Below are 12,461 nucleotides of genomic sequence, written 5' to 3'. Positions count from 1 at the left end.
ACTATGCATCAGTGGCGGAGCTCTGCGGACATGTCTGAAGACCTAGAAATGCTAGCAGACGAGTGAACAACCTCGCTATGAAACGTCATGGTGGGCAGCCGTGTTAATTTGGGCTGTCAGTTGCTGCTGTGTGTCGAGACCAGTATGGAATCGGTTGATAATCTCGGTTTGATGCTTCGGGCAGGTGAGAATCGCGACAGCACCGTCCCCAACCGGGACGAGCGGCTGGTGTGGCGTATGTGCTGCGAGGCCGCAACTGGGACAGCTCACGCCGCCAGCAGGCCGGTGGTTGAGGAGGTCAGCGGATGCCTCCGACGTGTATCCACAGGTCGAAGCGAACTGCTGTAGGTGGTCGTCACAGCCGATAAGTGGAGCTGTAAGCTGGTCGAGAAGCAGGAATGACAGCATATGCCGGTCTGGGGACTGGAGGGCTGACTCGCACGCATCGCACTGCATCGGGGGAAGATCCTGGTTTACAGCTGAGTCGTGGTGCAGCGAGTCTCCGAGGTCCATCTGAGATCGTCGATTGCCACGCCGGACGGGTAAGTGATAGGGAGCACGAAGCCGTTAGATACCCATAGAGAGTTTAACCAACATCTGGTGTAGTTCACTCAGTTTGTTGGTTAAGTTCGGTTTACCTCAATAGCTTCAAATTACTCGTGGATTGCCCGTCGTGTGAACAGCAGAACTACCACAGCCATACATTTCTGAAAACAAGAGTGAAAGCGTATCTCCGGGTCGATCTACAAGATATCTCGTTCACACGAGATTCGTGGTTTCGTGTGTACATACCAGAAATCGCCGGCCACGACGCGCAATCCCGTGGAGTCCTGTAGAGAAGTGCTGTTACGTATCGGCCTTCACGGTCACAAAATCGGTTTTGACCATTCGTGTCCGCATTCGGAGCACTCGAAAATATAGCTCGGTTCCTGCTCAATAATCTCTCGGCGTTTCGCCTTCACCAGCCGATACCCGCAGTTTGGACAGGTCGCAAACGCCATTATCCACGGACAATATACGGCCGTGGAAAAACGTCCACCCTATGGAGTTAGGTTCTCTATTTCGTGCTTCTTTCAGCAGGATTTCCGAGGGGACTGCGTGTCTGGGGCCGGTTTCGGCTGGAGGCTGAGCGGGGCGTGGGGAGTGTTTTGAATTGGTGGCCTTAGCCACACTATCGGGTACAAAGCCGCCGACTAGGGCCCCTGATGTAACGCGTTCTTCCCCATCTGATGAGATGCTTATTGGCTGAGATCCGATTCCGGAAATTCCCGGAAGCCCTAGTTTTCCGTAAACAGGAATCGAGTGACAGCGTAGGAATTGAGATTGCTCTTGTGGTGTTACTTGGGTCGTTTCCGGAAACGACCCGGTCACGCTTTTAGGGGTAGACGAAAAATGAGACGACCACAGACAGATGATCCGCGATGCTCGCGTCCTCCGCGCCGGGTTCGTCCCTCGAGAAGTCGAGCATCGCGACGCCGAAGTCAACCACCTCTCCAGCGTTCTCGAGCCCATCACGAACGGAGAACCAGCCGACACAGCTATCGTCACCGGACCCAGCGGAACGGGGAAAACCTGTATCTCGAAATTCGTCACGGAACGACTTCGGGAAGAAGTTCTCGACGTTGAGGCCATCTACGTCAACTGCTGGCGCAACTACACTCGGTTCCGCACGCTCTACCAAATCCTCGACGACCTCGGCGCGACCATCGACATCCACCGCCAGTCGACGCCCCACGACGAACTCGTCGACCGCCTCCAACAGCACGACGGCGCACGAACCGTCGTCATCCTCGATGAGGTCGACCAGCTCGAAGACCCCAGCGTCATCTACGACCTCCACAGCCTCCCACAGTTCGCGATCATCTGCATCGCGAACAAGGAAGAGGAGCTGTTCAGCCGCGTCGACGACCGCCTCGTGAGTCGCCTGCGCTCCAGCGAACACGTCCGGATGGACAAGTACCACGACGAGCAGCTGTACGACATTCTGCGTGCTCGCGCCAAGTGGGGCCTCAACGAGGACGTCATCACCGACGACCAGCTTTACCGAATCGCCGACGCGGCCGCCGGCGACGCCCGCCTCGCAATCGGCATCCTCCGGACGGCAGCCAGCACGGCCGACCGCGAAAATCAAGAACAGATTACTGACGACATCCTCCGCGACTCGGCTGACGACGCCCGTGCTCAGATTAAACAACGAAGTCTCGATTCGCTCACGCCCCATCAGCGGGCTGTCTACGACATCGTTCGTGAGCACGGCCCGCTCGGACCAAGCGAGATTCACGACCGCTACACAGAGGCGGTTGACGACCCACGGACGAAACGAACCGTTCGGACGTACCTCTCCAAGATGGAACAGTACAACCTCCTCGAGGCAGAGGGCACAAGTCGAGACCGAGAGTACTCGCTCGTTGACTCGGCAGCTGCATCGCCGATGCAGTAATCGGGAAGGGTCGCGTACGCACGTCCCGCAGGTAGCCGATTTAGGCGGAAGTTCTATGTATTGGTATCTCGATAGAGATATCTAGAAGCGGAAAGCGACAGCGCAAGCAGGAGGTGATTTCAATAATGAACGAGTTAATGGATGCCACCGCTGCGAAAATTGTGTTAGCCATCCAGCGTGGCGATTCTATCAACCGTATCGCGAGCAAGATCGACGTCTCATACTCGTGGGTGTACGACTGGGTTGAGCGGTTAGATGACGCAGAAGTTATCGCTAATACTGATAATGGAATCCAGGTCGTCGATCACGAGATGCGCCAGCAGTACGCCGAGATGATGGCTGCGTTGCACAGCCGCGACACCATCTCTCAGGAAGACGCGTACGTCATTCCACACTTCGCCGGAATGGAGTTCGCGTACACGGAAATTGACGCGGCATACGTCTGGACACACGGCGGCTTCCAGATCGCGCGGAGCCACGACGACTATCCGGTGTTCATCGAAGTGCACGACCGTGACGTCGAACGGTGGATTGCGTTCTTCCAGCAGTTTGGCGTCGACACGACGATCAACGAGCGCCCGGATGCCAACGACGTCGACGGAAACGTTCACTACGTGTTGTTCCCCAAGACCGGCGAGATCGACGCCGAGTGGGTCGACGGTAACCCCGTCATCCCGTTGGACGATACCGTCAGCCAGATGATGGAGAATCGGCCAGCATACGAGCCCGCCTTGGAGATCATCGCCAACGAGTACAACAGGGACATCGATGCATCACATCACAGTGCCATAAGTGCGAACGAACAGATGGAATGAGTCTTCCCGAGCGACAATCCGAGCTGATTGACACGCATCGCGCGGTCCAGGATGCCGAACTGCCGTATGTTCTCGTTGGCGGCTGGGCAGTGTCCGCGTTCCAAACACGGTTTACGACCGATATCGACACCGTGATTCCGGACACTGCACTCGACGACTACGATATCCTCCTTCGTGACCTCGGATACGAGAAACAGTTCGAGCAGGACGTCTCGAACGAGTACGACGGGCGAATTGTTCAATACACAAAGGGGGTCGGAGCGAACACCGTCAAATTCGAGGCACTCGTAGATGCGATGGGATGTCGACAGACGGACGCGGAGTGGTCGTACCGCTATCTTCACGAACACAGTACCATCGAATCACTTGACGTCGCCGACGACCTGGACGGGCGAATCCCGGAACCGGCCCTGCTGTTCGCGATGAAACTCCACAGCGGGCGAAAGGCCGATACCCGCGACCTCGTCGTGATTAGCTTGCGTGCGGATTTCGACCGCATCGAGCGACACGTCCACCGTGGCGACCCGGAGAAGCTCGATAAACAGATCGAGATGGTCCTGAATCGACTTGAAGAAGATGGGTTCGAAGACTCGTTCAAGGGCGTCTTCCGACAAGAGGAACTGCCAGCAGACGCGGTTGACAACCTCGTTTCGTTCCTAGCCGAGCAGCGAAACCAGCTGTGACGTATTAACCAACAGAATACACGAAAACTCGTTTTGTTGGTTAACTCTCCAATACGGGGGAACTCAGTTCTGGAAACGTTCTCGGAAACCATTAGCTATCCACAGAAACCCGACGACTGGGAACAAGTTTCCCACCTGTCTCGTGCCTTCCCTGAAACGCGGAAGCGCCACGCCGCGGCTTATCGGGAACGTAGACAACTAGTCGAGTATGAGAGAACACTCAACGTCGAACCGATTAGCGGTGGACCAGCCGACACGAGGAGCTGACCGCAATCGGTCCCTCGCTGACCAGGCCGATCCGGCTACGGACGAGATGCTGCTGCCGCAGCTCGACAACGGCATCACCCTGCTCGACGTCGAAGGAGGCCGCGGCGTCCCGATCCTGCAGTCGCTCGTGCTCGACCATCTCCTCCTACACGACGGGCCCGCCTTCTGGGTCGACACAAACGGACACGCGACGACGACGACACTCGCCCAAATCGCCCCTAGTCAACGGTTGCTCAACCGAATTCACGTCGCCCGTGGATTTACCGCCTACCAACACTACGGCGCCGTCTGTGATCTCCCGACGGCAGTGAATAAGGTAATCCAGACATCCACCGCCGACGCCCGGGCAGCCGGTCGAGGGGAACCGAGTCGTGACGAGGACACGTCGTCCCACACACCCGCCCTCATCGTCGCCCCGGCCGTCGACGCCCAGTATCGCACCGACGATACCCTCGGCGAAACACACGCGAAAACCCTCCAAGCCCGCACCCTTGCCCGGTTAGCGACCTACGCCGAGGGGTACGACATCCCGGTGCTCGTTACGCGTAACGAACGAAACGAATTCACCGAGTCAATCGCGACGGTCGCCGACCAGCACCTCGAGTGCGAGCAAACTCGGATGGGGCCACGGGTCGTCGGCGAGAACTTCGAGACACTCGTCTATCCCGTCGATGACGGCGCGTACTACCAGACGACATTCGCGTACTGGCGGCAGCTGCTCGCGGCACGCGCCACGCAGGTCGGCGTGGAACCGACGACGCCGACGCCGTCGACGCCGACTCCGGAGGGCGTCACAGCTGACGGTAAGACGGTGGCGGCCACCGCGGACCCCTTGCTCGATGCGTGGACCGCGACCGGGACAGGAGGCCGATAGCGATGGGGCGCACAAACCCGACGTACCGGGATGCACTGCGGGCCATCGAAGAGCGGTGGGCGGAGTTCCGGCGGGCACTGCGGCGTCGCGACCAGCCGCGCCTTGACCGGCTGTTCGAGTACGCCCGCGAGCACGCCGACGCGAGCGGGCTGTTGAACCACCAGAATCCGCTGCTGCCGTCGCTGCTTAGCATCGATCTCGAACAGGAGGCCCGCCTCGACGACCACGAGGAACGCCTGACAGAGCTTGAGGAACGGCTTTCGGAAACTGGAGGAAAACAGCAGCAATCGCCTGCCGAAGGTGACACTGGAGGTGCAGAATGACTGAGTTGACGACAATCGCCTTCGACATCGAAACAACGGGGTTCGAGACCGATGACGAACTCACAGTAGTTGGGTTCGACTCGACGGTCTCGTCGCGAGTGTTTCTCAATATAGACGGAACGACACCACAAGCAGGCTTCACAGATCGGCTCAACGACACCCTCCAGACACCCATACAGCTCTCACTCCACGACAGCGAACAGGAACTCCTGAACGAACTGGCGACGTTCGTCACGTCGACACTCACCCAACGCGATGCAAAGCTCGTCGCGTACAACGGTGAACGGTGGAACGGGGGATTTGACTTGCCGTTTCTCCGGACTCGTCTCTGTACCCACGGGCTCGAGTGGCCCTTTGGAACGCTGCCATACGTCGACGTGATGGATGTCTTCGAGACACGCTTCAATACGAGTGAGGATACGCTGAGTGGCGTCTACGAGGAACTGATCGGCGCCGGAATGAACGAGGTCGATCCATTTACCGACAGTAGTGAGGCAGTCACTGCGTGGGAGGAGGGCGCCTACGAGCCACTCATCATCCACAACGTCGCCGATATCCGACGAACTCGAGCGTTGATGGAACTTGCAGAACAGTACTGCTCGAAGTCGGATTTCTCGATGAAATCGCTCGAACCAATCGTCTGAGGGCTAGTTGTACCCGTTCCGAAAACACGAGTCCCCCGCCAGTAGGACAAGGCGGACACGCCTATCGTCTAAGAATCAAGCTATGGCGGGTTCTCAGCATCGTTGATCCCTTCGAACGTCTCGTTGGTATAGGCGTATCGCCATCGTTGGAGAATCGCTCGTGTCACAAGGCCGGTCTCAGACACAGCAATACAGGATTCCTCGACGGGACGACTCGGAGCGTCGGGTGGTGGATGGAAGTGTCGTCTCGGCGCGTCCGGTTTCGGGTGGCAATCGAACCGGAAATTCTGATTCCGGTCGTCCGTGTAGTGGACCGCATAGTTTTCGGTTAGACTCCACCGGATGTCGATCCGAGCGGTTGACGCTGCACCGACTCCATCGGACAGTTCGACCGAGAGCGTCTGTGGATTCAACGGATCGTCTAGTGACGCTGTCTCGGCCAGCGGCTCCTGCTCCATGATCAGGTCTCGAATCTCACGCAACGCCCCGGGGTCAATAGGCCCAAATACCTCGGATTGCTCGACCGGCTGAGACTGTTGAGAGGGGGTCTCGTCGCTGGTCATACGACGATGGAGGTATCGCTATCGCCCTCATCGTCGGGATCTGTGCCAGTCAGGTGGCCCGTATTGCTTGCTTCACCGATTGCGAGTGTTGCTTGTGCGAGTGCGAGGTTGCGTCGCGTCGTTTGCCATTCCGTGAGGAGGGCACCGTAGTCGCTATCGACGTCGTCGACGTCTCGTTCGCGGGCGAATTCTTCGGGTGAATCGACATCATACTCCTCACGCCATTCCTGTATCTGTGCCTTCATATCCGCAACACCGGACGCGATCTCTTCGGGGGACAGTTCCGCGAGCAGCGACTGTGCATGTTCGGTGACAATCGCTGTTTCCGATCGTCGATAGCACGTCGTCTGCCCGTCTTGGGAGGTTGTTACTTCGCCAGCGCTTTCGAGCGTTCGCAAGTGCTTCCGTGCCGTGGTTGCCGAGACGCGGGCGCGGTCGGCGATCTCTCCGGCGGACGCAGGGTCGTAGGTAGTGCGGATGATTTCGTACACTCGTTCAAACGGCGTCGTCTCCTCAATCCAGTCTTCTTCGACGACATCGTTTACGTCGCGGTGTTCGGTCCCGCCATCCGGAATCATTCGATTGGCTGGGGCCATCTCCTCGGACATGATATACCAAACAACGAGAGGGCAGCATAATAATCTGTGGGACAATATTTTGTTCTCTTGGCTGCCTACTGCCGTTCCCACAGCGTTTCGATTCGCTCTTCGACGTAAACTCGCCATTTAGGTTGGAATGTCCCTAGTTCCACAGATGAAACGAAGCTAGTGCGGAATCGCCGTCGGCCTTGGGGAGGGGTTCGATGTATTGCTCAGGCAGGATCGCATCGTCAATCGAGCGAGAGTCGCTATCGACGAACTACTCGGCGTTGCCGATCGCGGGCAATACGGACTAGAGGTTGATCGAGGTTTGGGCCAGGAGATCCACGACGCGCTTGAACACAAGGTAACGTCTCTCGGGTGGATGCGAATAGAAGATTACACTCCCAAGCCCATCGCTTCGATCTGTTCCTGGTAGCGGTTGCGGATGGTGACTTCGGTGACGTTCGCGACGTCGGCGACTTCGCGCTGGGTTTTCTTCTCGTTGCAGAGGAGGCTTGCCGCGTAGATGGCGGCGGCCGCAAATCCGGATGGTGATTTCCCGGAGAGTAATCCTTGTTCGGCGGAGGTGTCGATGATTTCGCGGGCCTTCGCGATGGTTTCCTCGGAAAGGTTGAGGTCGCTTGCGAAGCGGGGGAGGTATTCCTTGGGGTCGGTTGGCTGAATTTCGAGGGAGAGTTCGTGGGCGACGTAGCGATACGTTCGTCCGATTTCCTTCTGGTCGATGCGGGCGACTTCCGTCACTTCTTCGAGGGTTCGCGGGATGCCCTCCTGGCGGCAGGCGGCGTAGAGGCAGGCAGTTGCGACGCCCTCGATGGAGCGCCCACGGATGAGGTCCTCGTTGAGCGCGCGCCGATAGATGACCGAGGCAACCTCGCGAACACTACGTGGGACGCCAAGCGCGGACGCCATCCGATCGGTCTCCGAGAGCGCGAACTGGAGGTTGCGTTCGCCCGCGTCCTTCGTCCGGATGCGCTCCTGCCATTTGCGGAGGCGGTGCATCTGGTTGCGTTTCTTCGCGTCAAGTGAGCGACCGTAGGCGTCCTTGTCCTTCCAGTCGATCTGGGTCGTCAACCCCTTATCGTGCATCGTTTTCGTCGTCGGCGCGCCCACGCGTGATTTCTGGTCGCGCTCTGAGGAGTTGAACGCCCGCCACTCCGGGCCGTGATCGATTTGGTCGTCCTCAAGAACGAGCCCGCAATCCTCACAGACTCGTTCGCTCTGATCGGTGATCACGTTGGATGAGTTGCACTCCGGGCACTGCTGTGCCTCGTCGTTCGTTTGTGCTTGCTCACGCTGTTCCTTTTCACGTTCCCGAGTCGCCCGTTCCATTCACCATATGACAACCTAGTAAGTATATATAGGCCTTTGCTTGTCACCGGCCAAAGAGAGACAGATCGCAGTGCGGATTAGCTTATACCGGCGACTAGTAGCATCACGCCAAACCGGCATCTCGGAAACAAGCTGGAAATCAGTCCGACAGACGCTAACCACCAACTTCGGCGGCATACGGACTAATCCCTCCCTTCTCCGAAATCCGGAATCGACACGCCATCGGCTATGAGACAGCGCCGTGTTTCCGGAGAGAGGGTTGGAAAATGCCATTTACCATCGACTTTCTGGACGACGGCCGCGTCCTGGAGTGGGAGACAACAGCCGACGGCGCCGTCGCAACAGAACGAGACAAGTACACCCCGCGCTTCTACGTCGCCGCTCGCGACCCAGAGACCGACCTCGACCTCACGACACTCCAGTCGGTGTACGACCAGCACCCGGACGTCGTCGCGACCGAGATGGTTACGCGACGGCCGGGCTTTCGACGGGACGAGGAATCAGTCCTCGCCGTCGACGTCGCCCACATCGACCGCGTCACCCCACTCGCCCGGCAGGCACGCCAGCTGTCGGACTATCCAGTCGGGGATCTCGCCTGTTTCAACGTCGACTTCTCGCGAGAGTTCCGGTACTGTCTGGAGACCGGCGCCGATCCGACGCCGGCGAGCGAGCTGTCGACGCTCCGGCTCAGCGTCCCGGTGACCGAAACGAGCAACGATGTCTACGAGAAACTGTCCGTCGCCGGCGACACCGTCACCGGCTCGCCGACGGATATCCTGACCGCCGTCCAAGGGGCACTCGAAGCGCACGATCCGGATGTCCTGGTCTGCTCGACGAGCGAGATCGTCCCGACCCTGTACGAAATGGCGACGGCTGCCGGCGTCGACGACTTCTCGCTGAGTCGGTGGCCGGACGTCGACTACCAGCAGCTCGCGAGCCGGTCGACGTACTCGAGTTACGGCCGCGTCGGCCACTCGCCGGCGCGGTACAACATCCCCGGCCGGGCGATCATCGACGAGTCGAACACGTTCTTCTACGGGGAGACGAACCTCGACGGCGTCCTCGACCTCGTGTCGCGCTCGAAAAAGCCCGTCCAGGAACTTGCGTGGGCGTCGATCGGGAACGTCCTCACGGCGATTCAGATCTGCGAGGCCCACGACCGCGGTGTCCTCGTCCCGTGGAACTCCTGGCGCCACGAGTTCTACAAACCGATGGGGACGCTCCACGACGCCGACCGCGGCGGCTTCATCTTCGCACCCAAGGTCGGGCTTCACGAGAACGTCCACGAACTCGACTTCTCCTCGTTGTACCCGAACATCATCTGTACCCGGAACGTCTCGCCGGACGTCATCCGGTGTGACTGCCACAGCGATCGCGACGACGTCCCCGGCCTCGGATACTCGATCTGCGACGACCGGGGCTACCTCGTCGACGTGCTACAGCCGATCATCGACGCTCGCGACGAGATCAAGGCGGCCATCCGTCGCGAGAAGGAACGGGACGACCCCGACGAGGACCGACTGGCGGAACTCGAGGGACGGTCGGGAGCGCTGAAGTGGATCCTCGTCGCGTGCTTCGGCTATCAGGGGTTCAGCAACGCGAAGTTCGGCCGCATCGAGTGCCACGAGGCGATCAACGCGTTCGCTCGCGAGATTCTGCTGACGGCGAAACAGCGACTGGAAACTGGCGGCTGGCGGGTCGTCCACGGCATCGTCGACTCCATCTGGGTGACGCCGGACCCCGACATCGACGACAAGGACCGCGAGGACCTCGAGACGCTCACGACGGAGATCACGGAACGCGTCGAGATTCGGCTCGAACACGAGGCTCACTACGACTGGGTGGCATTCGTCCCGCAGCGCGAGAGCGACGCCGGCGCGTTGACGAAGTACTTCGGGAAGGTCGCCGGCGACGACGACTTCAAGATCAGAGGTATCGAAGCCCGGCAGCGCTCAACCCCGCCGTTCATCGAGGACATCCAGCGGGACTGTCTCGGCCGGCTCGACGCGACTCGATCTCCAGACGCCGTACTCGACTGTCTCCAGGATGCTATCAAGCGCCTCCACGCTGGAACGGTGCCGGTCGAGCAGCTCGTCGAACGGAATCGTGTCTCCAAGCCGCTGGAGGGATATACGCAGAACACACAGAACGTGGCGGCGCTGAAGCGGGCTCGAGAGCAGGACCTCGCCGTCCACCCGGGACAGGACATCGAGTACGTAGTCATCGACGACGAGAAGAGCTCGCGAGAGCGAGTCGCGTTAGCCCACGAAGAGATAGAGTCGTACGATGCGTCGTACTACGAGACGCAACTCGTCAGAGCTGTCGAGAGTGTGCTGGCACCGCTTGGCTGCGATCGGACGGAGATTCAACGCGAGATCGCGGAAACTCGGGAAACGGACTTGGCCGCCTTCACCGAGATTGAGAGAGGTTAACCAACACTATCGAGGTATCGGGAGATTTGTTGGTTAATGCTGAGTGGAGACGCGGAAGGGAGCTGGAGAGAATACCTCACCCACACACCCCTCGTCCAGAGTGAAAAACAATCAGAGGTGTGGGGTAAGGTCCACGGGAAATAGGGGTTCTCGTGAGAGAAGATCAGCAAGAATCACGGAAAGACTGCTTGAGAAGAGAGAACACGGAAGAAATGGAACAGCGAACACGAGCAGCGGTTCGAAACCACCCGGACGAATGCCGCCTTCGTCCTCATTTGTGTGCTGAATGCACTTGGAGAGTGGTAAGGAGCAGGTAGTAATAAAACTTCTAGGTAATACTAAGTAGATTGGTATGTTTAGAGGATCCTTGGCTGTGTGACGACTGCTGTTAGAGGGATAAACGTCTCATGCCCTGTGATTTCGGCACTTCCCAGCCGACTCGTCGTGTGGTTTCCGCCCGGTCAACCGAGGGACTCTCGTAGCGTTTCACTCTGGACGAGGGGTGTGGGGGTTCGATTCCGTCGTCAGTGTATTATGAGACGTTGAAGGAACAATCGTCATTCTGACTATTCGCTAACCAGCTAAGCGGCATCAAAGCCGAAATCGGGATTGGTATCTCTCGTTCTTCCTCGTCAACCGGAATCAAGATACCCAATCCCGACAGTTCCGGTTGTACCCTGCTTTGCTTCGGTTGGAGATCTGGTCAGCGTCTTCACTCTTGACTGGGGTGCCGACGAACGCTCGTCACCATCACTCGAGGTTCACTTTCCACCCCAGCTCGTCACACCGGTGTTTCACTCTGGACGAGGGGTGTCTGCCGTGCGTCAGACACCCAGTGCCGTTGTGTCCTCTCATAGAGATGATTGATTACCCGGCTCGGGAGATACACTCTGGACGGGGGGTGTCGTCTCAACCAACTACGCTGCTCACCGGGTGGAGGGCTATTCACTCTTGATCAGGGGTGTGTCAAACCCGCTCCAGTCCGGCGTTTTCACTCTGGATTAGGGGTGCCGGTCTGCGACGGTAACGAACGCTTCGAATCCGATTTCACTCGGGACCGACTCGACCCTTTGTGAGGATGATACGGCAGCGACAAAACATCAGAAGACGACCATAGCCCGATTTACACTCTGGTCGAGGTAGCCAAATCATTAAGTAGGTCCCATCCGCGATGTCTGATATTGATGGCTGAGGAACCGTCCCAACTCTCTGACTTCGACGGCCGCTACGAGGATCCCGCTGACGATCCCCTCTTCGACTTTGATGAAGACGACCCCGACCGAGCCAACATTTTCGCTCGCAAGGAGCTGCTGAAGGTTGGTCACGTCCCTGAAAGCGGACGTATCGTCGGCCGAGATGGCGAGATCAAGGCCGTGGCTGCTGAACTCAGGCCAATCGTTCGTGGCGATCCGCCCAACAACGTGATTATTTACGGCAAAACGGGAACCGGGAAGTCACTAGTTGCTCGCCACGTCACAGAACGAGCCCG

At 58.6% G+C, this 12,461-nt stretch carries 11 protein-coding genes; 8 read left to right on the top strand and 3 right to left on the bottom strand.

Going from position 1 to position 12,461, the window contains the following annotated elements; all coding sequences use genetic code 11:
- Positions 1-1,411 precede the first annotated feature (1,411 nt).
- The 6 genes from EP28_RS08725 to EP28_RS08700 all read left to right on the top strand — a co-directional run bounded on the left by EP28_RS08725 (position 1,412) and on the right by EP28_RS08700 (position 6,046).
- The gene (locus EP28_RS08725; protein ID WP_049983657.1) at positions 1,412-2,440 is read left to right on the top strand and encodes a Cdc6/Cdc18 family protein; all 1,029 of its coding nucleotides are present in this window, start codon (positions 1,412-1,414) and stop codon (positions 2,438-2,440) included.
- 137 nt (positions 2,441-2,577) lie between these two features.
- Positions 2,578-3,255, top strand: a complete 678-nt coding sequence (locus tag EP28_RS08720; RefSeq protein WP_080506129.1) for a helix-turn-helix domain-containing protein — start codon at positions 2,578-2,580, stop codon at positions 3,253-3,255.
- On the top strand, positions 3,252-3,938 hold the full coding sequence (locus EP28_RS08715) for a hypothetical protein (RefSeq protein WP_049983655.1): 687 nt from the start codon (positions 3,252-3,254) through the stop codon (positions 3,936-3,938). Before EP28_RS08720 ends, EP28_RS08715 begins: the two co-directional genes overlap by 4 nt.
- Positions 3,939-4,146: 208 nt before the next feature.
- Positions 4,147-5,079, top strand: a complete 933-nt coding sequence (locus tag EP28_RS08710; protein ID WP_196219626.1) for a hypothetical protein — start codon at positions 4,147-4,149, stop codon at positions 5,077-5,079.
- A gap of 2 nt (positions 5,080-5,081) precedes the next feature.
- Positions 5,082-5,402: a DUF8156 family protein gene (locus EP28_RS08705; protein ID WP_049983654.1), complete on the top strand. Its 321-nt coding sequence runs from the start codon at positions 5,082-5,084 to the stop codon at positions 5,400-5,402.
- Positions 5,399-6,046: a ribonuclease H-like domain-containing protein gene (locus EP28_RS08700; protein ID WP_049983653.1), complete on the top strand. Its 648-nt coding sequence runs from the start codon at positions 5,399-5,401 to the stop codon at positions 6,044-6,046. The genes EP28_RS08705 and EP28_RS08700 overlap by 4 nt, the downstream gene beginning before the upstream one ends.
- Positions 6,047-6,126: 80 nt before the next feature.
- Here EP28_RS08700 and EP28_RS13715 read toward each other — a convergent pair whose 3' ends face one another.
- The 3 genes from EP28_RS13715 to EP28_RS08690 all read right to left on the bottom strand — a co-directional run bounded on the left by EP28_RS13715 (position 6,127) and on the right by EP28_RS08690 (position 8,540).
- The gene (locus tag EP28_RS13715; protein WP_080506103.1) at positions 6,127-6,609 is read right to left on the bottom strand and encodes a toxin-antitoxin system TumE family protein; all 483 of its coding nucleotides are present in this window, start codon (positions 6,607-6,609) and stop codon (positions 6,127-6,129) included.
- Positions 6,606-7,217: a winged helix-turn-helix domain-containing protein gene (locus EP28_RS08695; protein ID WP_230455290.1), complete on the bottom strand. Its 612-nt coding sequence runs from the start codon at positions 7,215-7,217 to the stop codon at positions 6,606-6,608. The genes EP28_RS13715 and EP28_RS08695 overlap by 4 nt, the downstream gene beginning before the upstream one ends.
- Before the next feature lie 369 nt (positions 7,218-7,586).
- Positions 7,587-8,540, bottom strand: a complete 954-nt coding sequence (locus tag EP28_RS08690) for a transcription initiation factor IIB (RefSeq protein WP_049983651.1) — start codon at positions 8,538-8,540, stop codon at positions 7,587-7,589.
- A gap of 266 nt (positions 8,541-8,806) precedes the next feature.
- On the opposite strand from EP28_RS08690, the gene EP28_RS08685 reads away from it, so the two are divergent.
- Together EP28_RS08685 and EP28_RS08680 are read left to right on the top strand one after the other, a co-directional pair.
- The gene (locus EP28_RS08685; RefSeq protein WP_049983650.1) at positions 8,807-10,972 is read left to right on the top strand and encodes a type B DNA-directed DNA polymerase; all 2,166 of its coding nucleotides are present in this window, start codon (positions 8,807-8,809) and stop codon (positions 10,970-10,972) included.
- Positions 10,973-12,156: 1,184 nt separating this feature from the next.
- Positions 12,157-12,461 (top strand): AAA family ATPase (locus EP28_RS08680; RefSeq protein ID WP_155118452.1); only part of this gene is annotated, 305 nt, incomplete at its 3' end.

Origin of the sequence: Halorubrum sp. BV1, assembly GCF_000746205.1 — an archaeon.
Lineage (GTDB): Archaea > Halobacteriota > Halobacteria > Halobacteriales > Haloferacaceae > Halorubrum.
The sequence above is the reverse complement of the archived record's forward strand: the minus strand, read 5'-3'. Positions and strand labels throughout refer to the sequence as shown.

Coding starts and splice junctions, on each gene's coding strand:
- EP28_RS08725 (WP_049983657.1), top strand. CDS start 1,412: ATGATCCGCGATGCTCGCGTCCTCCGCGCCGGGTTCGTCCCTCGAGAA.
- EP28_RS08705 (WP_049983654.1), top strand. CDS start 5,082: ATGGGGCGCACAAACCCGACGTACCGGGATGCACTGCGGGCCATCGAA.
- EP28_RS08715 (WP_049983655.1), top strand. CDS start 3,252: ATGAGTCTTCCCGAGCGACAATCCGAGCTGATTGACACGCATCGCGCG.
- EP28_RS08690 (WP_049983651.1), bottom strand. CDS start 8,540: ATGGAACGGGCGACTCGGGAACGTGAAAAGGAACAGCGTGAGCAAGCA.
- EP28_RS08720 (WP_080506129.1), top strand. CDS start 2,578: ATGGATGCCACCGCTGCGAAAATTGTGTTAGCCATCCAGCGTGGCGAT.
- EP28_RS08685 (WP_049983650.1), top strand. CDS start 8,807: ATGCCATTTACCATCGACTTTCTGGACGACGGCCGCGTCCTGGAGTGG.
- EP28_RS08710 (WP_196219626.1), top strand. CDS start 4,147: ATGAGAGAACACTCAACGTCGAACCGATTAGCGGTGGACCAGCCGACA.
- EP28_RS08695 (WP_230455290.1), bottom strand. CDS start 7,217: ATGTCCGAGGAGATGGCCCCAGCCAATCGAATGATTCCGGATGGCGGG.
- EP28_RS13715 (WP_080506103.1), bottom strand. CDS start 6,609: ATGACCAGCGACGAGACCCCCTCTCAACAGTCTCAGCCGGTCGAGCAA.
- EP28_RS08700 (WP_049983653.1), top strand. CDS start 5,399: ATGACTGAGTTGACGACAATCGCCTTCGACATCGAAACAACGGGGTTC.